Here is a 20,428-nt window from a genome sequence, read left to right as displayed (position 1 = left end):
GGGGCGGAGACGATCAGGGCCTAGAGCTGGTTGATCACGGCGGTGGAAGCGAGGACCGCACCGTGACGGGTGGCAAGCAGTACCCGCAGTGCCTCGCGTTCGCCGCGGAGGCGGGGCTGGATCAGATGCTCGGTGGCCAGGGCCTCCTTGGCGGCCCGGACGGCGTCGAGCATGTCGGTCTTGCGGCGGTTGGCCGCTCGTTTCGGACGGCAGACCTCGACGACCTGCTCACCGGCCTGGTCCAGGAAGGCCGCGAGGCCGGCACCGTAGCTGCCGATACCTTCCAGGGCCCAGCAGCGGCGGCCGGGGACCTGCTGGCGGGCGAAGTCCAGAAGCCGCCGGTAGCCGCGGGCGTTGGCCGGGGAATCGGTGCTGGCAAGGACGGCGCCGATGGGGCTGACGGCGGCTGCGGCGAGGGTGTCGCGGTGGGTGTCGACGCCGATGACGCCATCGACGTGTTCTGCGAGCATGGTCACGCGGTTGTTCTCCTCCGGGCGGACGACCGTGACGGCGTCGGCCTGGGTGGAGTCACCACGTGGCGGAACTGTGATGAGTCACGCCGGAAGGCGGACAAGCTGCTGATCAAGCCAACGGGTGGGCCAGGCCGACGCCCATGCCCGGCAGACATCTCGGGGGAACGGCAGTCCCTGACGGAACGCCAGTTACGTTTCGAGTCATGCCGGATCACGAGCGCCGAGCCTGGCGCAACCCATCCCGGGCCGCAGAAGAACTCTCACAGTTATGTTTTCCGTGGTCCGTTGAACATCTGCCCGCAGTGGGCGCGTACGGGCCGCCGCGCCTCGCGGGCCGCGGCTTCCTGCTCAGTGCGGCGCGCTGTTCCCGTTCGTGCTCAGCCGCGCGGCGGCGGGCAAGGCGGCGTCCTGGCGGAAGTTCTGATCGCGTCCAGCAGCGGCTGCCGTCCCTTACGGCCGAAGCGCCAGAACGCGGGACCGGCTGGCCGTGCTCGCGCAGCCAGGACAGCGTCGTCGCCACGATCGGGATACTGCCGGGGTAGGAGTGATAGCCGCCGAACCCGTCATGCCAGTGGCGGGGGGTGAGGTCGGCGGCCTTCTTCAACTTCCCCAGGGCACGGTAGCGATGATGCGCTGGTAGTCCGGGGGGACCGTGCTCTCGTCCGCGCCCGGCTCGCGGTCGGGATCAGCATCATCGCCCGGCCTCCCACCTGCCCAGGCATTGGCACAGCGTGGGCGCGTTCGCCGGCGAGCCGCTCACTCACCCGCTCAAGGACACGTTCGGCGAGGCGAGTTCGTCCCACTCGGCCCGCGCCTCTGCTAGCTGCTTGGCTAACTGTTCTTTGCGTCCGTCCATTTCCACACGGCGCACGGTGATCCGTTCCAGCAGTTCGGGATCCAGCATGCACAGAGTCGTAGAAGGCGGCCGAACCGCAGCGAGCAAGAACCGGGCGGTGCGCACGAGTAGGTGAATGCTCATGGCTCACCTGGTCGCAGAAGCCCGCGATGTGGCGCGCGGACTCGCGCCATCGGCGTCGACGGCCCGCCCGGCAGACAAGCGACGGTGCCCGGCACGCCGGCGACTGCGCCATTTCGGCTGGCAGCACTTCACCGGCCGCCACAACATCAAGAAGTGCGGAACGATTGCGGCCGTCGTCAACGAGCACCCCGAGAGCGACGACCATCACGGCCGTCTCGTGTACGGGGGATAGGTTTTGAGACCGGCGTACCCCGGCCCAGGATGGTGAAGATCGTGGTCATCGTTCAGTACTCACGAAAGACCAAGGACCAGCTATACGACGCCGGCCGGGGGCAGACCATCGGCGTCATCAACGCGTTCTGCAAGAACCAGCCGGGGAACAAGTGCCCGGCCTGGGCGAAGCTGTGACAGCTCCAGACCAGCACCACCACCAAGGGGTCTTCGAGCGTCTGCCCGGGATCGTCCGCGCTCTGGTTGCCGATCACACGCCGGACCTTCCCACCTTCAAGGGGCTGGTGATCACCGGCAGCGACCGTATGCGGCTGTACCTCACAGCACCCGACGGAAGCCTCACCTACGTCGGGCACGGCAGAGCCCTCCGGGCGGGGTCCCCCGGTCAGCTCGCGCCGCGTCGGGCCGCCGCGCGGATCGCCTCCTCTGCCTCCGCCAGACCGTCGATCAGGGCCGGTTCGTCGAGTCCCGGTACGCACACCACCCGGTCGGCGTCCAGCGCCGCGAGTGAGGCGTCCACGACTTGGCCCACCGGCATGCCGCCTGCGGCGTGCACGGCCTGGTCACGTCCCGGCACCGGCTCCTGCCCGCGGGAACGATGGAACTCGGTGGCGGTCAGCCCCGGGCACAGCACCTGGATCCGCAGCGGTGTGGCGGCCAGCTCGGCCGCGAGGGTACGGGTGAAGGTGACGACGTAGCCCTTGGTGCCGCCGTACACCGCGCGCTCGGGCAGCGGGTGCGGCGGCAGCGAGCCCGCGAAGGCCAGCTGCGAGGCGACGTTGACCACGGTGCCGTCACCGCGCGCCAGCATGCCCGGAACCGCGGCCCGGGTGAGGGCGGTGACGGCCAGGACGTTGATGTGCAGGACCTTCGCCAGGAGGTCCGGTTCGAGCTCGGCGAACGGGCCGTACCCGTTGATCCCGGCGTTGTTGAGGAGGAACCCGATGTCGTCACCCGCCGCCCGGCTCACCACCCGGGCCAGGTCGTCGGGCGCCGACAGGTCGGCCACCAGGGTCTCCACCGTGGTGCCCGTCTCCTCGCGCAACCGGCGGGCGAGGTCGTCCAGCCGCTGCGCCCTGCGGGCCACGAGGACCGTGTCCCATCCCTGGGCGGCGAGGCGCTCCGCGTAGCCCGCGCCGATGCCGGAGGACGCGCCCGTCACCAGGGCCGTACCGCGTCGTGTGCTCACCTGTGTGCCGCCTTTCAGCCTGCTGACCCGCGGTGTGCGCGTACCGAACACGGTTGTACCAGCCAGCCACCGCGTCCCGGACACGGGGGCCGCGCGCCGCTCGATGAGTTTCACCCCGCGGGCCGGTCTGTAACGGAGACACGACCACCAGCGATCCGCGAACGCCCGCACCCGAGGAGAGTGTCATGACCGTCGCCTACACGTTCGACGTCTTCTCCAGCCTCGACGGCTTCGGCGCGGACGGCGGCGACTGGACCGGCTACTGGGGCAAGCAGGGCGCCGAGCTGCTCGAACACCGCCTCGCCCAGTACGGCGAGGAGCAGCGGATGGTGTTCGGGGCCACCACGTACCGGGCGTTCGCGCAGATGCCGGCGTCAAGCACCGAGGAGTCCGGGGTGCGCGGCCCGTGGGTCACACGGATGCGGAGCCTGCCCGCCAGGGTGATGTCGACGACCCTGGAGGAGCCGCTGGACTGGCCGGACGCGACCGTCACGAAGGGCGACGCCGTCGACGTCGTGGCCCGGCTCAAGGCGGAGTCCGACGTGCCGTTGCGCTCCCACGGCAGCCTGTCGATGAACCGCGCGGTGATGGCGGCCGGACTGGTCGACCGACTCCAGGTGACGGTGTTCCCCGTGATCACGGGCCGGACCGGGGCGGACCCGATCTTCCGGGGCGCGGCCGACTTCGACCTCGAACTGATCGAGTCCCGGACGCTCGACGGGCGCATCCAGGAACTGGTCTACCGGCCCACCCTGCACGGCTGAGCCGGCGCCGTGTTCCCGCGGACGGCCCGCGTGCCCGACGCGAGGGCCGGGCACGCGGGCCGTTCTCCGTAAGTGAAGGTCAGGACTGCGGGGCGGGCGCGGTGGCGGGCGTACGGCGTGCCGCGCTGCGGTAGGTGGCGATGCCCACCGCGAGCAGCCAGTAGCTCAGCAGCGCGCCCATCAGGGCCGTGCTGCCCCATCCGTTCGCCGCGTAGAAGTGCGCGGGCGTATTGCCGAAGAACAGGGACGGCACGAACGCCAGGTTCACCCCGGCGAGGACGTAGGCGGAACGACCGGTCCAGCGGGGGAGCAGGTGCGCGCGGGTGGCTCCGTAGCCGACCGCGGCCAGGAACAGCGCGAGCATCAAGCGGCCGATGGAACCGTAGAGGATGTACGTGCCGCTGACCGTGATGGTCGGGTCGATCGGGTGGTCGGCGGCGATGACCGCGCCGGCCTCCAGCCCGCTGGAGACCAGGGTGACCGTCGCGTAGACCAATCCGGTGGCGAAGGCCACCGTGCCGACCCATTCGTGGGCGGGGTTCACCTGCTTGACCAGCTCGCGGAAGCCCGTGACGAACAGGATCAGACCGGCCAGCGCGACGATGCCGATCAGCAGGCGCGCCAGCACGTTGGCGTCCGGCGGCGGCCCCGAGTAGAGGAAGTACAGGGGCACTTCGACGATGAAGCAGACCGCCGCCGCGATGCCGGCCAGTCCCGTGAGGCGCCTGGCGAGGATGTCGTTCATGTGGATCCCCCGAAGTGAGTGTGGTCAGTGCCGAGTTCAGCGTCCGCGTGACGCCGGCGAGGAGAACTCTCCCGCGTCCGCCGCGCCGCGTCGCTGGGCCTGAACACCCAACCGGGGGTGGGCCTACGGACACTCCTGGAGGGGCCCACGGCGACGGTGTCACGGCTCGGCGTGACCGGCCAGCCACTCCAGGGCCCTGACCGCGCTGTTCAGGACCGAGAGGTGCCCGTCGTCCGGGCGGAGCCAGAGGATCGAGCCCGGGGTGCGCTCGGCCAGCCAACGGGCGTGGGTGCTCGGTGCGATGCGGTCCTGGCCGCCGTGGAGCACGAGCAGCGGGCAGGTGACGGTGCGGGGGTCGGCCCCCCAGGGGCGGACGTAGGCCAGGTCGTCGTCGATCAGCGCGCCGGGGCCGTCAGCCAGGGCCGGGGCCACCACCTCCGCGAACCAGGACCAGTCCCCCGCGAGCGCGGCATGGTCGGCCGCGGTGAACATCTCGGGGTCGTAGACCGCCTCCGCCTCGTGGCGTTCCTTCACCGCGCGACCCGCGGCCGCCGCGGTCAGGGAGGCTCGGCCGGAGTCGTGCATCCCGGCGAACCAGTCGAGCCCTTCCGCGTCGTACGGAGCCAGTCCCGCCACGCACACCGCGCCGAGCACCCGCTCCGGCAACAGAGCCGCGCAGGCCAGGGCGTGCGGGCCGCCGCCGGAGTGGCCCACGACGGCGAAGCGCTCGACGCCCAGGGCATCGGCGATGACGCGGACGTCGGCGGCGGCCGACGCGACGGATCTGCCGGACAGAGAAGTGGAACCGCCGTAGCCGGGGCGGTCGTAGGAGATCCAGCGGATGCCGAGCCGCCGGGAAGCGGGCAGCAGCGGTGCGGGCGGGCTGCCCACATTGGGTGTGCCGTGGTGCCAGAACACCGTCAGACGGGTCGGGCCGTCATCCGCCCCGGTGTCATAGACGTGCAGCCGACGGCCGTCGGGGGTCTCGTGGTCGGATTCCGTAAGGTTGGGGTTCATAGGGGTGTTGATCGTCCTGTCGGGGTCTCAGACGGCGGGCAGGGCGCGTCGGCCGAAGAGGGCCAGCAGTCGGTCGGTGGGGAGGCCGGGGCGGGGCGGGGGCAGGGGAGCTGCGAACAGGTCGGTGCGGTCCACGCCGTCGACGACCAGGGGGGCGCGGGCGAGCAGCGCCTCGACCAGTGTAGGCGGCAGCGGCTTGCGGCACCCGGTGGCCTGGTTGATGTCCCAGGCGTGCAGGGTGAGTTCGTAGCTCGCCGGCAGCGCCGCCCAGTGCATGCGGTCCGGATCCCGGGGGAGGTCGAGGACCGTGGCCCGCAGGAGCTGCAGCTCGTGGCGGGCCGGCGCGCAGCCGGGCTGCGGCGGGGGTCCGGGCGGCAGACCGGTGAGGAGTTCGCGGGTCGCGGCGGTGGAGTCGGTGAGGTGCCGCACCAGCGTGGCGAGGTTCCAGCGGGTGCAGGGCGTGGGCGTGCCCGGGTCGGCGAGGGCGGCCCGGTGCAGGCTGTCCAGCGCGACGCCGGTCGCCTGGCCGAGCAGCTCCCACGGGTCCGGCCCGGAGGGCTGTTGGGATACGTGTTTCAGCAGCCGCGGCCGTGAAGGGCGCCGGGGGTTCACGCGGTCGCTCCCGTCAGCACGTCCGGGACGCCGAAGTGCGGGAACAGATCGCGGTGCAGGAAGACGACGACGCGTGAGACCAGACCGCCCTCCGTCTCCAGCACCTCGATGGCGTGCGCCCGCATCTCCCCGTGAGCGTCCTCCATGTAGACGGCCATCGCCGGGCAGCCGTTGGCCCACAGGGGCAGGGCGCGTCGCGGCTTGCTGAAGACGCGGCGCGTCCAGTGGTCGCGCACGGCGTCCCGGCCGCGGAACCAGGTGGCGATCGGCGGCATCTCGTATGTGACGCCGCTGCGCAGCAGTTCGGCCAGTCGCCGGGTGTCGGCGGCCTCGAACGCCTCCAGGTAGCGGCGCAGCACCTCCTCGTCCACCTCGGGACTGGGGCGGACGTCGTCCTCGGCGGGCGGGTCGGCGGCCAGCGCGGCACGGGCGCGTTGCAGCAGGCTGCGGCAGGCGTTGACGGAGGTGCCGAGGAACTCCGCGGCCTCCACGATCGGGAAGCCGACCACGTCGACGAGCAGCAGCACGGCCCGCTGCCGGGCGGGCAGCCGCTGGAAGGCGGCCACCAGGGCGAGCCGGGTGCTGGCGCGCAGGACCGTGACCTCCGAGGGGTCCTGCGCCGGCACCGTGCGCCCGGGCGTCGGGAGCGGGGTGAGCCAGGCGACCTCGTCGGCGTGCACGAGGTCCGCGCCCCCGTCCTCCGCGGCCGTGCCGAGACCCGAGGGCAGCACCCTGCGGTGCGTGCTGGCGAGCGCCGACAGACAGGCATTGGTGGCGATCCGGTACAGCCAGGTGCGCAGCGAGGAGCGGCCGTCGAAACGGTCGTACCCGCGCCAGCCGCGCAGCAGTGTCTCCTGGACCAGGTCCTCGGCGTCGTGCACCGAGCCGAGCATCCGGTAGCAGTGGGCGAGTAGTTCCTGCCGGTAGGACGCGGCGAGGGCGTCGAAGTCGTCAGTGGGCACCGAGTTCCTCCTGTACGGCCTCGCCGGCGCCATCGCCGACCGGGGCGGCCGGCGCCGCCGCGCGAGGACGGCCGGGCGCGAACAGCCCGCACGCGGCGCCAGCGAGGGCCAGGGCGGCCGCGACGGTCACGGCACCGGAGAAGCCGTCCGCGAAGGCGGCCGGGGACTTCTCACCGCCGACTGTGCCGAAGACCGCCGCCATGACCGCGATGCCGAGGGCCCCGCCGAGCTGGCGGACGGTGTTGAAGGTGCCCGCCGCCTTGCCCATCAAGGCCGGGGGCACGGTGGTCATGACGGTCGTCTGCTGGGCCGGCATGGCCATCGAGGTGCCCGCCCCGGACAGGACGAGCGCCGCCACGGAGGCGCCGTAGCTCTGGTGCTGGTGGGCGTTGACGCCGATCCACAGCATCCCCGCGCCCTGCAGGAACAGCCCAGCGCAGATCAGGGTGCGCGGGCCGATCCGGTCCTGCAGCCGGCCCGCGACCGGGGCGACGAAGAACAGGGTCGCCGTCCACGGCAGGAACCTCAGTCCCGCGCCCAGCGGCGAGTGGCCGAGGGCGACCTGGAGGTACTGCGCCAGGAAGAACACGGTGCCGAAGAGGGAGGCGGTCAGCAGCAGGCTCGACAGGTTGCCCGCGGCGAAGGCGGGCTGCCGCAGCAGGCGGGTGGGCAGCATGGGGTGCGCGGCCGTCGCCTGGCGTACGGCGAAGGCCGCCAGGGCGACCCCGCCGGCCACCAGGGTGCCCAGCACCTCCGCGCTCCCCCAGCCCGCGGACCCGGACCGCACCAGCGCCCACACCAGCGCGTACATCGAGCCGGCCGCCAGCACGATGCCGGGGACGTCGGGAGGGGCGGGCCGGCCGGTGTGTTCCGTGAGCACCGAGCGGGCGATGGGCACGACGACGGCGATCACCGGGACGTTGATCCAGAAGATCCACTGCCAGGCGAGCCCCTCGGCCACCGCACCGCCGACCAGCGGACCGCCCACGACGGCGAGTCCCGTCACGGCCGCGTAGACGCCCATGACCGCTCCCCGCCGCCGCGGCGGGGTGGCCTCGGTGAGCAGCGCAAGCGCGGCCGGCGACAGCAGGGCGGCCGCGGCGCCCTGCACGGCGCGGGCCCCGATCAGGACGCCGGTCGTGGGGGCGAGGGCGCACGCCGCGGAGGCGGCGGCGAACAGCAGCAGACCCGACAGGTAGGCCCGCTTGCGGCCGATCCGGTCGCCGAGCTCGGCCGCCGGGATGAGCAGGGCGGCGAACCCGAGCCCGAACGCGTTGACGGTCCACTCCAGGTCGGCCATGGAGGCGCCCAGGTCCCGCCGGATTGTGTTGAGCGCAGTGGCGACGACCAACTGGTCCAGGGCGACGATGAGTCCGGCCACCGCGGTCAGGGCCAGGACCCAGCGCAGTGCGGGCGGCCTGCCGGTGGCGGCGGATGGGGTCATGAGGTGTCCTTCCGGTTGCGTTGTCACGGGTATGGACTCGGCGACCGGGCGGATCGCATCGGTCGGTCTCACCACCGGTGACCGATGCATTGCGGACCCGCCGGAAGTCCTTTCCTCATGAACGCCCCTTCCGACAGTTCCCGGCGGCTCGTGCAGACCGCCCTCGTGTCCCTGAACGGTGTGATCGGAGAGCCGCTGCGCTGGGCCGGGCCCTACTTCGGGCCCGGCAGCGCGGAGCACTCCCTCAAGGTCCTGCGGCGCAGTGAGGCGGTGCTGATGGGCCTGCGGACCTACGAGCTCTTCTCCCGCCAGTGGCCGGCCGCGACCGGGCCGTACGCCGAGCACATCAACGCCATGAAGAAGTACGTGTTCTCGTCCACCCTCCAGGAGGCGGAGTGGACCAACACGAGCGTGATCGCGAACGATCCCGCGCAGGCCGTGGCCCAACTCAAACGCACCCCTGGAAGGGACCTGATCGTCTACGGGCACGGCCAGTTCGGCCAGACCCTGTGCGACGCCGGCCTCGTCGACGAGCTGACGCTGACCGTCGTCCCCGTCTTCGTCGACGGCGCCACGTACTACCGGCCCGGCGCCCTGTCCCGGTCGTGGGAGCTGGTCAGCGCCGGCCCGGGCCTCGATCCAGGCCTCGTGTCCCTGACGTACCGCCCGACGAGGCCCGAGGGAGCCGGGAGCGGGTCCTGACCGGGGCGAGTGGCTGCCGGACCGGGCAGGGGTGCGTCGGCGCCCGGTCCGCCGGTGGGGGCCGGGCTGGTGGTGGTCGGCGACCACCGGACGGCACGTCGTACTCGGTTCGAAAGCGATGCGCACGCAGTTGATGGTCCTTGGGCCGGAAGCGGGACGTAACCGGCCTTTCCGCCCGTCCGGTACGGCTGCTGTGGCGGGATACCGCCGACGGGCGGGTGCGTTCATGGGTGCCTCAGCTGTTCGCCCGGTACGCGGGCGGCACCGGCCTGCTCGCCGACTGCCCCTCCAGCCCGACCTCCGGTGGAGACAGGGCGCAGCGGGCACGGGTGGTGTGGCGGCGGCGTGCGCGCGCGTGGGTTGGTCATATCGGTGCCTCGAGCCGCCGTCCGGCGGTGGTGGCGGCGAATCATGCGGTGGCTGGACGGCTACCGCGACCCCGCTTATCAGGCCCCGCCCCGGCTCAGGGCCGCGCTGGCTGAAGCGTTCGCCGTGCCCTGGCCGTTGGCCGAAGGGGCGCCATCGGTGGGTGATCCGCTGCAGGTACTGCCGGCCGTCTATCACGCGCTGTGGTGCGGGCATCTGAGACCGCCTCTTGACGAGCCGCTGCACGAGTGGGCGCTGATCTGTGCTGACGCAGAAGGTGGTGAGGGCGTCGAAAGACGGCTGAGCAATCTCGGCGGCGATCCGGAGCGAGGTTGCGCGCAGTGGGCGGCACGCACGGTAAGAGCCGGCGGCCGGTGGTGAAGGTCGGCGCGCACGTCATCTACCGGGGGCAGGCCTGGCAGGTCGCTGCGTTGCAGGGCCAACAGGTCTACCTGCTGCAGGAGGACGGCGCGCAAACGAGCCTGCTGCTGGGGCGGTTGTTCGCCGATCCGGGCTTCGAAGTAGGGGGCGCGCAGGCGCCGGACGGTGCCGCCATGGGGCTGTTCGAGACTGTTCCGCTGGCGGCCCAGCAGCGAGCACTGGCGTGGCTGCCCCACATCCGGCAGGTCGAGACCGGGTGGCCGCACCCTGAGGGCGGCCGCGAGGGGCAGGCGATGCGGCCGGGGTACGACCCGGAGCGGTGGACCCTGGCGTAGCGGGATGCGGCCAAGGCGAAGGAGCTGACCGCGCTCGGCTTCACCCGGGTGACCCGCACGACGGTCGAGCCGATGCGGCACGCCTACCGCAAGCAGGGCTTATGGGGGCTGGTCGACAAACGCACGGTGCCGGCACGCGGCCGTCGTCCGACGGGCTATGCCGACGAGCGGGTCGTGGCCTCGGTGCTGGAGGCGCTGCGGCGTCAGCGAGGCCGGTGGAAGGGGACCGTGAGGGGACTGCAGGTGCTGGTCGGGCGGATCCTGGAGGACACGCACCTTTCACGCCGTCGTATCACGATGAACGGCCCAGGTGGAGATTGAAGGCACACATGAGGCGATCGTCATGGAGGTAGGAGAACTGAGGCGGTACCGGTCTGCCGTTCTCCTCTTCGAACTCCAGCTGGAAGACGTGGATCGTCTGCCAGAAGCTGTGTCACATCCTCTTTCCGCTGATCGCCTTGCCATGAGGGATCTGGGAGCGGTGGTTGGTACTGGGCGGACGTAATGGACTCGGTGTGGCGGCGTCGTCGGCCTTACCCCGGAGCGCCGTCGTCGACCTCGCTGCGGGCCGCGGGCGCCGCGCTCTTCCGCAGGCTGGCGGTCCTGGTGCTGCGCAGGCCGAAGGCGGAGACCGCCGCTCCCAGTAGCACCATGGCCACCGGGACGACGAGCGCGGTGCGGTAGGCGTCCAGCACCGCGTCTGGTGAGCCATCGGCGCCGGCCGCGGTGACCCCGTACACCGCGGTCACCGCGGAGATCCCGACCGCCGAGCCGAACTGGGTGAACGTGTACAGCAGCCCGCCGGCCAGGCCCTGCTCCTCCTTGGCCACGCTGTCGGTCGCCGCGATGGTGAGCGGACCGTAGGCGAAGGCGAAGGCGGTGCCAGCGATGATCAGGCTCGGGAACATCGCCGCGTAGGACCAGTCCATTCCGACCGGCTGAAAGAGCCCGTAGGCCACGACCGCCAGCAGGAAGCCGCCGAAGATCACCCGGCTGTTGCCGTAGCGGTTCACCAGGCGCGGGGTGAGGGTGGGTGCCAGCACGGCGTCGCAGCCCATGGCGATCAGCGCGATCGCGGCCTGCAAGGAGGACCAGCCGCGCAGCTCTTGCAGGTAGAGCGTGACGATGAACTGGAAGCCGAAGAACGCGCCCATGAAGAGCAGCGCGGCGAGGTCGGCCCGCACCATCGCGGCCTTGCGGAAGATCCCCAGCCGGACGAGCGGCGCTTTGGCGCGTCGTTCGATCAGGATGAACGCCGCCACCAACGCCAACCCGGCGGCGAGCGCGCCGAGGGCCAGCTCGAGCCCTTCGCCGCGGTGCTCGAGCCGAATGATGCCGTAGGCGAGCAGCAGCATCGCGGCGGCGGCGCTGGCCGCGCCCGGCAGGTCGTAGCCGTGCTGTGCGGGCTCGGGGCGGGCCTCGGCCGGCAGCAGCCTGAGCGTCGCGAGCAGGATGGCGCCGGCCAGGAACACTGGAGCGAAGAACACCCAGCGCCAGCCGAGTTCCGTCAGCAGCCCGCCGATGACGAGGCCCAGCGAGAAGCCGCCGGCGCCGACGCCGGCGAAGACGAGTAGGGCCTTGTCGCGCTGCGGCCCCTGCGGGTACGAGGTCGTGATGATCGACATGGCGGCGGGGGTCATGAAGGCCGCCGCCACGCCGGTGACGAACCGGGCCGCGACCAGCATCCAGCCGTCGGTCGCGAAGCCGCCCAGCATGGAGAAGACCAGGAAGACGCCCAGCCAGGTGAGGAACATCCGCCGCCTGCCCAGCAGATCAGCGGCACGGCCGCCGAGCAGGGTGAAACCGGCGTAGCCGAGCACGTAGCCACTCATCACCCACGCCGCGGTGCCGGTGGTCAGGTTCAGGTCGGCGCGGATGGTGGGGACGGCAACGGCCAGCATGGCGACGTCGCTGCCCTCCAGGAAGATCGTGCCGCACATGACGAGCAACAGGGCCCAGGGTCGTCTGCTCGTGCGGGCCGCGGGGATGGTGGACACGGATGGCTCCTCACCCGTTGAGTCGCATGGTCACGTCCGGTTCATCGGCAACGGACGCTGTCCGTCGTTGAAGCTGCGCGAGTACAGCCACGTCGTCCGTGCCCGCACGTCGAACCATCCGTCCCGGAGCCTCCACCATCGCCACGGCCGCGACCGTACCGAGCAACAATCAACCGGGGCCAACCTTTTTGTCTGTGCCCGGAGGTTCGCGTGGGTGGTCAGCGCAGAGGTGAAAACAAGTTCAGCGGTTGACTTCGAGGTACGTCAGGACGAGCAGGGCGCGCAGGAGGTGGGTGGCGCGGATGGGGGCTGGCGCGGAGCTTGGTGATGGTGCGCCAGTTCGTGAGGTGGGCAAAACCATGTTCAACCGGTGCGCGTCCGGTGGCGGGGACGCGGTTGGCGACCCTCTGACCGGCGGAGAGCTTGTGGGCACGGGTCGCGGTGAAGCCGGTGACGATCACGGGGTCGCGTACGCCATTGTCCAGGCCGGAAGCCGAGGTCCGCGAGGGCCCCGAGGCCGGCAGCGCGCAGGTGAGTCAGGACGTGGTCGTCGTGGGCGGCGGTGATGTCGTGGGTGCGGCCGGGTCGGGCGGCGGATATCCAAATCAGGCGGTCTCTCTCGTCGGTCAGGGCGAGGAAGTGCAGGCCGTCGCGGCGGTGCCTACCGGAGTAGTTCCGTCGGTCGGCTCTTCCGGTGCGCAGCAAGCAGCAATCCGACCGCTGAAGAACGATCTACTCCTCAGACAGCCGCCCACGACCAGCACGAGCACTCCGAGAACCAGTCACGCCAGCCTTTGACGAGCGACTTTAAGTTGGCGGAGGCTCGCTCCACCGAGTGGACTCCACTCAGTGGAGTGGAGGCCGGACACCGTCGGTGCGCACCGACCACCCGCATCGGGTCGGCGCGGGCCCGAGTGGTTGGGACGCGCTCTAACGAGCTCGTGCATGGTAGGCGGTGAGGTGTCGAGGGCTGTCCCGTAAAGATCTGGGAGTCACTAAGGTGGTAATCGGCTGCAGCCCGCTCCGCTCGCCTATCGGCCGAGGGCAGGGTTGTGCAGGCGGCCGATTCCGCTCATCGCGTGATGGACGCCGCCGCCCCTCAAGCGGCAGTCACGGAGAATGTTCCAGGTCTTCATACGGACGAAGACGTGCTCGACGCGGGCGCGGGCCTGGCGGTGGAAAGCGTTGTGGTCTTCCTCCCAGGCCAGCAGTTCGCTCTGTCCGCGTTCACGGCGGTGCGGGATGACCAGGTCGGTGCCCCGGTAGCCGCCGTCGGCGATCACGATGGTGCGACCGACGGCCTCCTTGGCCCCGGACCGTGCCCGCGCCCCTGGCGGGCACGGTGGCCCAGTATCGGGATCGGGCGGTACCCGGTCGGGTCATGCTCGGGTGAGCACGATCTTCTTACCGCCGGCCCGTCCGGTGACCACCCGGGCGAACGCAGCCGGTCCCTCGCTCAGCGGCAGGGGTTCCGGTGCGAGTTTCAAGGTTCCCGCGGCGGCCTGCTCCGCCAGCTGGGCAAGCTGCGCGGCGTTGGGCTCGACGTAGAGGTCCCAACTCGTGATGCCTCGTTCCTCCGCAGGCGCGTCCGAGGTCAGGGAACACAGTCGCCCGCCGTCCCGCACCAAGGGCAGGGCGTCGTTCGCCGTGCTGGTGGCGATGATGAGGGCGGCGTGGAACCCGCCGCGTACCTTGGCCGACCAGTTCGGGTTGTGGTAGTCGACGACCTCAGTCGCTCCCAGACCCAGCAGGCGCTCTGCGGCGGCAGCGGAGGCGGTCGCGGTCACCTCGATGCCCTTGGCCGCGGCGAGCTGGATGGCCAGGGCTCCGGTGGCCCCGCCTCCGTTGGTGATCAAAAGCCGCTGTCCTCGGCTGAGGTCGAGCTTCTCCAGGGCCTGCAACGCGGTGAGTCCGTTGACCGGCAGCGCCGCCGCGTGCACGGCGTCCAGCCCGGGTGGGCAGGCTGCCGTGTGATCCGCGTTGATCAGCACGCGTTCGGCCCAAAAGCCGCTTCCACCGGGCAGCGGGGCCTCGTGCGCGAGCACCCGGTCGCCTACGGCGAACCCGGTGACACCCGCACCGACGGCCAGCACCTCGCCCGCGCCCTCCACTCCCAGCGCCGCCGGCGGGCGCAACCCCACGTCCCAACCAGCGCCGTTCAGCAGTTCGTCCCACGGGCCGACCCCGGCCGCCTCAACCGCCACGAGGATCTGACCGGGCCCGGGAGCCGACGGTTCGGGCAGCGCCAGCAGGGCGACTTCCTTCTCGGCCCCGGACACTCCGCATGCCTTCACAGCAGATCCTTGTCCTCTCACTCAGCCCGGCCGACCAGGAGGGACGGGCCGGAAACCCAAAGCAGGCACCAGTGTCGACCTCGGGATCCCCTGCAGAGGTCGTTTGTGGTCTCAGCCGCACTGGTGTCGAGCGTATGCAGCTAGTGGCCCGGGCATGTGGTCCATTTGAAGAGCGAGTAACTGGGCCAATCGTGGAATTAAAGGACCGGGGCGGTCCCCCGACGGCTGCCGCACAGCAGCGTCGGTGCGCCCGTTCGTCACGCCACAGTGGCTCGGGGTGCTCCGCAGCTCGGGCAGGGGCAGGGGTGGTTCTCGCAGGGGGCGTTCAGCGTCCGGCAGCGGGGACAGTCGCAGCGGGCCACTTCGCCTCGTCCCCTGCGTGGCCCGCCGGCCAGCGGTATGGCGCAGGGCCAGGCACCAGGCGTGTGACCGGCGGGCGCCGGGAAGCGCTGCCACAGCGCGACGCCGCCTCCCTCCTGTGAGAGCCGCGCTCCGACTCGCACGGGGAGTGCCTCCGGGTTCGGACGGACTGCTCAGGCAGGATCGCGCTTCGACTGCTGCCCTGCTGCCGGCCCGTTCTGCGGGCCGGACAGGAGCCACACGGCCGTGTCGGCCGGGATCACCTGCCGGCCTGACGGGTCCTTGTCCAGGTGGCCGCTGGCCAGGAGGACGTCGCCCGCCGGCAGGGGCAGTGCTCTGCTGCCCAGGTTCACCGTGCACACCAGGCCGGTGCCCCGCCGGAAGGCAAGCGCCTCGGTCGCGGAGTCGGACTCCAGCCAGGCCAGGTCGCCGTCGCCACCGTAGTGCCGGCGCAGACCGAGGGCCGCACGGTACAGGCTGAGCACCGAATCGGGATCGTCGCTCTGTGCGGCCACCGACCGTTCCGGCCAGTCCGCGGGCTGCGGCAGCCACGGCGCAACCGAGCCGAAGCCCAGGGAGGGGCCGGACCGCTGCCACGGTAGGGGAACGCGGCAACCGTCCCTGCCCTTCCTGGCCCCCCGCGAGCGCACCCTCACTGGGTCCTGCAGTACGCCGTCGGGCAGGTCGGCGACCTCGGGAAGGCCCAGCTCCTCACCCTGGTACAGGTACGCGGCACCGGGCAGAGCCAGCAGCAGCAGTGCGGCGGCGCGGGCCCTGCGCCGCACAGTCGCCGAGTCCGGCTGCGGCTGCGTGCCGCCGCTCAGCAGCCAGGCGTTCGGGTCCGTGTGCGGCGGCAGGGCCAGCCTGGAGGCGTGGCGGACCACGTCGTGGTTGGAGAGTACCCAGGTCGGCGCCGCCCCGACGGCGTGGGCAGCGGCGAGGGAGGTGTCGATGACCCGACGGAGCCCGGCCGCCTCCCATGGCGCCTGCAGGAAGTCGAAGTTGAACGCCTGGTGCAGTTCGTCGGGCCGGGTGTACAGGACCCGGCGAGGACCTTCGGCCCAGGACTCGGCCACTGCTGCGCGTGGCGGCTCGTACGTGTCGAGCCGGGCGCGCCAGCCGCGCAGGATGTCGTGGACCTCGTCACGGTCCCACAGGGGGTGGCTTCCGTTGGCGCCCGCGCCCACGATGCCGTGGTGCACCTGGTCGGGGCCGAGGTCGCGCAGGGGCTCGACCAGGTCCTTGGCCATGCCGTGGGCGACGTCGATGCGGAAGCCGTCGACTCCCCGGTCGAGCCAGAAGCACAGGATCGACTCGAAGTCGGCTCGGACCTCGGGGTGGCTCCAGTCGAGATCAGGCTGTTCGGGGACGAACAGGTGCAGGTACCACTGGCCGTCGGCGGTGCGCTGCCAGGCGCTGCCGCCGAATACCGACTGCCAGTCGCTGGGCGGCAGGGAGCCGTCGGGACCTCTGCCGTCGCGGAAGATGTAGCGGGCGCGGGCCGGGGAGCCGGGGGCCGAGGCCAGCGCCTCACGGAACCACGGGTGCTGGTCGGAGGTGTGGTTGGGGACGACGTCGACGATGACGCGCAGGCCGAGGCGGTGTGCCTCGGTGACGAGGTCCTCGGCGTCGGCGAGGGTGCCGAAGACCGGGTCCACGTCCCGGTGGTCGGCGATGTCGTAGCCGCCGTCGGCCATCGGGGAGCGGTAGAAGGGCGTCAGCCAGACGGCGTCGGCTCCGAGGGCGGCGACGTGCGCCAGCCTCGACGTGGCACCAGGCAGGTCGCCGACGCCGTCGCCGTCGGAGTCGGCGAAGCTGCGCACGTAGATCTGGTAGATGACGGCGTGTCGCCACCAGGGTCCCCCGTCGGGTCCGGGGGGTGTGGCAGGTGGGCCGGGTGACGGGGCCGGAGGAGTGTCCATGCGGTGTCCTACCTTGTTTCGGGTCCGTTCGTGCGCGGCGGCACGCGGCGGGCACAGCCCTGGCTCGCCGTCATGTCAACGACGTCTGGGGTACGGCGGGCCAGTGCACGCTGTGGCGGGCGCCCAGGTCGGCGATCTGAGCGGGGGTGAGGGGGCGGGCTCGGTGGCCGTGGAGCAGCAGGTGCAACCGGGCGGTCTCCTCCACCTCGATCGCCGACAGGACCGCCTGCTCGACATCGGTCCCGGTGACGACGAGTCCGTGGTTGGCCAGCAGTGCCGCTCGGAACGGGAAGGGGACGGCCCGGACGTGGTCGGCCAGGGCCCGGTCGCCGGGTGCCGCGTAGGGGATCAGTGGAGTGCGGCCGACGCGCATCACGAAGTACGCGGTGAGCGGCGGCAGGCAGCTGTACGGGTCCTCGGGTTCCAGGCAGGAGACGGCGACGGCATGGGTGGAGTGCAGGTGGACGACCGCCTGTGCCGACGGGTCCCGGTCGTACAGGGCCAGGTGCAGGGGAACTTCCTTGGTGGGAGGCGGACCGGAGGTGTGCGTCCCGTCGGCGTCGAGTGCGGCCAGCGCCTGCGGGGTCAGTTCGTCCAGCCCGCGGCCCGTCGGGCTGACCAGGACGCCTCCGGGGGTCCGGGCGCTGATGTTGCCCGACGCGCCGGGGCTCAGGCCCAGTGCGTGCAGGCGGCGGCCGGCCTCGGCGACGGCACGGCGCAGGTCGTTCACTTCAGGGCCTCCTGGGCGGTGGTGAAGAAGTCGGGGGCGCCGAAGTTGCCGGACTTGAGGGCCAGGTTGACGGTGTGGCCCGCGTAGGTGGCCGAGGTCCAGGGGACGCCGGGAGCGGCGGTGGGGCCGATCCTCAGGCTGCGCAGGCCCAGGGCGGAGACGACGGCGCCGGAGGTCTCCCCGCCTGCGACGACGAGCCGCCGTACGCCGGTGTCGAGCAGTCCGCGGGCGCAGTCCGCGAGCGCGCGCTCGACCAGGGCGGCGGCCTCGGTGGTACCCAGCGCCTGCTGGGCCTGCTCGACGTCCGCGCGCTCCTCGGCGCTGTGCAGGAGGACGGGCACCGACGGGTCGAGGTGGTCGCGGGCCCAGGCGAGCGCCCGGGCGACGGTGCCCGCCGGGTCCGCCCGCAGGTCCGCCCACGGCAGTTTGCGATGCGGCAGGTACCGGCGGGCGTGGGCCGTCTGGCCGAGAGTGGCGTCGGAGACGCTGCCGACGAGCACTGCCGCGGGTCCGTGGGCGATTTCGATGCGGTCGGCCGTATCCGGTGCTCCGGCTGCCCGGGGCGGCGGAAGGACACAGGCCAGGCCGGATCCGCCGGTGAGCAGACGCAGGTGGCGGGTGGCGCGTTCGATGACGGGCAGGTCCTCGTTGCCGGTGGTGTCGGTGATGATCAGTCGTGTGCCCTGCGCCGCCAGTCGGTCCAGGTGGGCGCGGGCGGCGCCCTCGGGGGCGCGCAGCACGGCGTGCGGCAGCAGCCCGACCGGCTGGGTGCTCTGGGCGGCGAGGACCCGGCGCAGGTCGGGGTCGGTCATCGGGGTGAGCGGGTGGTACCGCATGGCCGATTCCGACAGCAGGGTGTCGGCGACGAACAGGTGGCCCTGGTAGACGGTACGGCCGTTGTCCGGGTACGCCGGGCACAGCACGGTGCACTGTTCGCCGAGCGCGTCCAGCAGCGCCTCGGTGACCGGTCCGATGTTGCCGCGGGGGGTGGAGTCGAAGGTGGAGCAGTACTTGAACCAGAAGCGTTCGCAGCCGAGGTCGGTGAGGTGCCGGAGAGCAGCGAGCGAGGCGGTGACGGCCTGCTGCCGGGGCGCGGTGCGGGACTTCAGGGCCACCACGACCGCGTCGGCGTCCTGCTCCTGCGGGAGCGGACGCTCCGGCACACCGACGGAGAGGGTGGTGCGGAAACCGGCGGCGACCAGTGCGGCGGCGATGTCGGTGCCGCCGGTGAAGTCGTCGGCGATGCATCCCCACACGGGACGGTCCCGGTGCCCGCTCATCGGACGGCTGCCTGCGCCGCGGGCAGTGCGGCGAGTTGGGCGGTGCCCGACTGCGGGGAGGTGAGCACGGGCACGGTGAGGCTGCCTGAAGGGAGTCTGCCGACCGCCTGTGCCATGGAGGCCTGGGCCAGGACGAGGACATCGGCGTGGGCGGCGAGCCGTGCTGCCTCGGTGGCGATCAGACGGTCGTGCTGCGCCGTGTCGCCCGCGATGCGCGCCTCGTACGCCCCGGGGCACACGGAGGTGGTCAGCTCTACGTCCACGCCCTCCTCGGCCGCCGTGCGCCGGATCAGGTCCTCGGTCGGCCCGAGCGTGGAGGACAGGGTGGCGAGGACGCCGATGCGGTGGCCGGTGTGTACGGCCTGCCGCGCCATCGGCTCGTCCACGCGCAGGACGGGGATGCCGACGTGCGCCCGGGCGAGTTCGGCCGCGCCGCCGATGGAGGAGCACGTCACCAGGACGGCGGAGGCGCCCGCCTCTTCGGCGAGGGCCGCGTAGGCGGCGACCCGTCGCACCGTGCGGGGCAGCAGGCCGTGGGCGACGGTGTCAGCGAGCAGGCTCTCGTCCACCACGTGGTAGGCGTCGACGCCGGGGGCCTGCTCCGGGAGGAGGGCGGAGAAGACGGCCGGCAGGGTGGTGACGGTATGCAGCACGCACACCCTGGGCCGGGGGGTGGCGGCCGTCATGCCGCACCTCCGGACTTCGTGGCGGCCCGCGCCTGCTCCCAGGGGCGGCCGAACCGGTCGACGATACCGCCGAGTTCACGCAGCCGGTCCGCGGAGGCGCCCCGCAGCACGGGCAGCGGGTCGGCACTGGCGAGAGCGTCGGTCCACAAGGCCCTGCCTGCCAGGAAGCCGGAGGCTCCGGCCCGGCAGACGGCCTCCACGGCCTGCGGGAAGTCCTGCGGGTCGACGCCCTGGGAGAGCACCACCCAAGGGCAGTCGACCACGGCGTCGATGCGCTCGGCCTGCCGCGCAAGGTGGGAGACCGGGCCGACACCGCGGTCGGGCACCTGGCACTTGTACAGGGACGGCCCGAGGGGGGCGAGTTCGCGCGCCGCCTCGACAATGGAGTCGTTGAGGTCGAAGGTGCCGGCGGCCTCCTCCTCGGGCGTGGGGCGGGTCACGGGTTCGAGCACGGAGGCCAGGCCTGCCTCGCGGCAGCGGGCGACGAACCGGGCGGCCAGCTCGACGCGCTGCTCGCGGAGTGCGTCCCGCCGCCAGACGACGAGCAGCTTCAGGGCGACGGCCCCGTCGAGGCGGGCCTGGCCGGGATCGACCTGCTCGTCCAGATCGGTGTCGGCGACGACGCCGCCCGGCTGGTCGAGCGCGTCCGCGGCGAGGACGAGGGCGCAGTCGGCGGGAAGCAGCCGCTCACCCACGACCCGGTCGTATCCGTATTCGCGGTCGATCAGGAACGCGGAGGCCAGGGGGCCGAGTTCGCGGGCCACGGAGAGTTTGAAGGCGACCATGGCGTCGTCGGTCACGGGGGCACCGGCGGAGTGCCGGGCCATCATGGCGCGCAGCGACTCGCGCTGGTCCATCGCAATCATGGCGAAGGTGCCGGACGGCCGGGCGAGGGCCGCCGGGGCGAGCGAACCAGAGGTCAGTAGTGGTATGGGCTGAACGGTGGTCACGTCAGGTGC

Annotated in this window: 23 protein-coding genes and 1 pseudogene; 7 read left to right on the top strand and 17 right to left on the bottom strand. The window is 72.0% G+C overall.

Annotation, left to right across the window (positions count from 1 at the left end):
• Positions 1 to 20: 20 nt before the first annotated feature.
• Together OO52_RS53280 and OO52_RS51790 are read right to left on the bottom strand one after the other, a co-directional pair.
• Positions 21 to 470 carry an IS110 family transposase gene (locus tag OO52_RS53280; protein ID WP_234339892.1) on the bottom strand — a complete coding sequence of 150 codons (450 nt, stop codon included), beginning with the start codon at positions 468 to 470 and terminating at the stop codon, positions 21 to 23.
• Positions 471 to 1,233: 763 nt separating this feature from the next.
• The gene (locus OO52_RS51790; RefSeq protein ID WP_167347947.1) at positions 1,234 to 1,377 is read right to left on the bottom strand and encodes a hypothetical protein; all 144 of its coding nucleotides are present in this window, start codon (positions 1,375 to 1,377) and stop codon (positions 1,234 to 1,236) included.
• A gap of 73 nt (positions 1,378 to 1,450) precedes the next feature.
• Here OO52_RS51790 and OO52_RS51140 point away from each other — a divergent pair, with 73 nt between their 5' ends.
• Positions 1,451 to 1,684 (top strand): hypothetical protein, encoded by a 234-nt coding sequence (locus tag OO52_RS51140; RefSeq protein WP_158712612.1) that lies wholly within the window; start codon positions 1,451 to 1,453, stop codon positions 1,682 to 1,684.
• A 41-nt stretch (positions 1,685 to 1,725) separates the two neighbouring features.
• The gene (locus OO52_RS54075) at positions 1,726 to 1,860 is read left to right on the top strand and encodes a hypothetical protein (RefSeq protein ID WP_267885031.1); all 135 of its coding nucleotides are present in this window, start codon (positions 1,726 to 1,728) and stop codon (positions 1,858 to 1,860) included.
• 208 nt (positions 1,861 to 2,068) lie between these two features.
• Here OO52_RS54075 and OO52_RS37985 read toward each other — a convergent pair whose 3' ends face one another.
• Positions 2,069 to 2,872, bottom strand: a complete 804-nt coding sequence (locus OO52_RS37985) for an SDR family NAD(P)-dependent oxidoreductase (RefSeq protein ID WP_030654240.1) — start codon at positions 2,870 to 2,872, stop codon at positions 2,069 to 2,071.
• Between the two features lie 185 nt (positions 2,873 to 3,057).
• Here OO52_RS37985 and OO52_RS37980 point away from each other — a divergent pair, with 185 nt between their 5' ends.
• The gene (locus tag OO52_RS37980; RefSeq protein WP_030654243.1) at positions 3,058 to 3,636 is read left to right on the top strand and encodes a dihydrofolate reductase family protein; all 579 of its coding nucleotides are present in this window, start codon (positions 3,058 to 3,060) and stop codon (positions 3,634 to 3,636) included.
• 79 nt (positions 3,637 to 3,715) lie between these two features.
• Here the strand turns inward: OO52_RS37980 and OO52_RS37975 are convergent, their stop codons facing one another.
• From OO52_RS37975 to OO52_RS37955, 5 genes are all read right to left on the bottom strand, one after another.
• Positions 3,716 to 4,381 (bottom strand): hypothetical protein, encoded by a 666-nt coding sequence (locus OO52_RS37975; protein ID WP_030654246.1) that lies wholly within the window; start codon positions 4,379 to 4,381, stop codon positions 3,716 to 3,718.
• Positions 4,382 to 4,540: 159 nt separating this feature from the next.
• A complete protein-coding gene (locus tag OO52_RS37970; protein WP_030654248.1) occupies positions 4,541 to 5,398 on the bottom strand; it encodes an alpha/beta hydrolase in 858 nt (285 codons plus the stop codon).
• A 27-nt stretch (positions 5,399 to 5,425) separates the two neighbouring features.
• On the bottom strand, positions 5,426 to 6,010 hold the full coding sequence (locus OO52_RS46245) for a hypothetical protein (protein WP_030654250.1): 585 nt from the start codon (positions 6,008 to 6,010) through the stop codon (positions 5,426 to 5,428).
• Positions 6,007 to 6,972 carry an RNA polymerase subunit sigma-70 gene (locus OO52_RS37960; protein ID WP_030654253.1) on the bottom strand — a complete coding sequence of 322 codons (966 nt, stop codon included), beginning with the start codon at positions 6,970 to 6,972 and terminating at the stop codon, positions 6,007 to 6,009. Before OO52_RS37960 ends, OO52_RS46245 begins: the two co-directional genes overlap by 4 nt.
• Entirely contained in the window at positions 6,962 to 8,416 is a 1,455-nt protein-coding gene (locus OO52_RS37955; protein WP_030654256.1) for an MFS transporter, read from the bottom strand. The genes OO52_RS37960 and OO52_RS37955 overlap by 11 nt, the downstream gene beginning before the upstream one ends.
• Positions 8,417 to 8,533: 117 nt before the next feature.
• Between OO52_RS37955 and OO52_RS37950 the strand changes: the two genes are divergently transcribed.
• The 4 genes from OO52_RS37950 to OO52_RS53265 all read left to right on the top strand — a co-directional run bounded on the left by OO52_RS37950 (position 8,534) and on the right by OO52_RS53265 (position 10,521).
• A complete protein-coding gene (locus OO52_RS37950) occupies positions 8,534 to 9,118 on the top strand; it encodes a dihydrofolate reductase family protein (protein ID WP_037630457.1) in 585 nt (194 codons plus the stop codon).
• Positions 9,119 to 9,529: 411 nt separating this feature from the next.
• Positions 9,530 to 9,865 (top strand): hypothetical protein, encoded by a 336-nt coding sequence (locus OO52_RS53275; protein ID WP_234339886.1) that lies wholly within the window; start codon positions 9,530 to 9,532, stop codon positions 9,863 to 9,865.
• Positions 9,826 to 10,200 (top strand): hypothetical protein, encoded by a 375-nt coding sequence (locus tag OO52_RS53270; protein ID WP_030654264.1) that lies wholly within the window; start codon positions 9,826 to 9,828, stop codon positions 10,198 to 10,200. The genes OO52_RS53275 and OO52_RS53270 overlap by 40 nt, the downstream gene beginning before the upstream one ends.
• 48 nt (positions 10,201 to 10,248) lie before the next feature.
• A complete protein-coding gene (locus tag OO52_RS53265; protein ID WP_030654268.1) occupies positions 10,249 to 10,521 on the top strand; it encodes a hypothetical protein in 273 nt (90 codons plus the stop codon).
• A 212-nt stretch (positions 10,522 to 10,733) separates the two neighbouring features.
• Here the strand turns inward: OO52_RS53265 and OO52_RS37935 are convergent, their stop codons facing one another.
• The 9 genes and pseudogenes from OO52_RS37935 to OO52_RS37900 all read right to left on the bottom strand — a co-directional run bounded on the left by OO52_RS37935 (position 10,734) and on the right by OO52_RS37900 (position 20,419).
• Positions 10,734 to 12,140, bottom strand: a complete 1,407-nt coding sequence (locus OO52_RS37935) for an MFS transporter (RefSeq protein ID WP_051818886.1) — start codon at positions 12,138 to 12,140, stop codon at positions 10,734 to 10,736.
• A gap of 420 nt (positions 12,141 to 12,560) precedes the next feature.
• A complete protein-coding gene (locus tag OO52_RS48435) occupies positions 12,561 to 12,902 on the bottom strand; it encodes a transposase family protein (protein ID WP_234339888.1) in 342 nt (113 codons plus the stop codon).
• A gap of 326 nt (positions 12,903 to 13,228) precedes the next feature.
• Positions 13,229 to 13,513 (bottom strand): annotated as a pseudogene (locus tag OO52_RS37930) (transposase); the annotation flags it as partial.
• Between the two features lie 63 nt (positions 13,514 to 13,576).
• Positions 13,577 to 14,491 (bottom strand): NADP-dependent oxidoreductase, encoded by a 915-nt coding sequence (locus tag OO52_RS37925; RefSeq protein ID WP_063738840.1) that lies wholly within the window; start codon positions 14,489 to 14,491, stop codon positions 13,577 to 13,579.
• Positions 14,492 to 15,024: 533 nt separating this feature from the next.
• Positions 15,025 to 16,773: a glycoside hydrolase family 13 protein gene (locus tag OO52_RS37920; protein ID WP_051818869.1), complete on the bottom strand. Its 1,749-nt coding sequence runs from the start codon at positions 16,771 to 16,773 to the stop codon at positions 15,025 to 15,027.
• 70 nt (positions 16,774 to 16,843) lie between these two features.
• Entirely contained in the window at positions 16,844 to 17,503 is a 660-nt protein-coding gene (locus OO52_RS37915; RefSeq protein ID WP_030654278.1) for an aldolase, read from the bottom strand.
• The gene (gene otnK, locus OO52_RS37910) at positions 17,500 to 18,783 is read right to left on the bottom strand and encodes a 3-oxo-tetronate kinase (RefSeq protein WP_030654280.1); all 1,284 of its coding nucleotides are present in this window, start codon (positions 18,781 to 18,783) and stop codon (positions 17,500 to 17,502) included. The genes OO52_RS37915 and otnK overlap by 4 nt, the downstream gene beginning before the upstream one ends.
• The gene (locus OO52_RS37905) at positions 18,780 to 19,469 is read right to left on the bottom strand and encodes an aspartate/glutamate racemase family protein (protein WP_030654284.1); all 690 of its coding nucleotides are present in this window, start codon (positions 19,467 to 19,469) and stop codon (positions 18,780 to 18,782) included. Before OO52_RS37905 ends, otnK begins: the two co-directional genes overlap by 4 nt.
• Positions 19,466 to 20,419, bottom strand: a complete 954-nt coding sequence (locus OO52_RS37900) for a hypothetical protein (protein WP_199820020.1) — start codon at positions 20,417 to 20,419, stop codon at positions 19,466 to 19,468. Before OO52_RS37900 ends, OO52_RS37905 begins: the two co-directional genes overlap by 4 nt.
• Between the last annotated feature and the right edge of the window lie 9 nt (positions 20,420 to 20,428).

This window comes from Streptomyces flaveolus (assembly GCF_000716535.1).
Lineage (GTDB): Bacteria > Actinomycetota > Actinomycetes > Streptomycetales > Streptomycetaceae > Streptomyces > Streptomyces flaveolus_A.
Note: the sequence above shows the minus strand (reverse complement) of the source record. Positions and strands in the feature narration are given on the sequence as shown.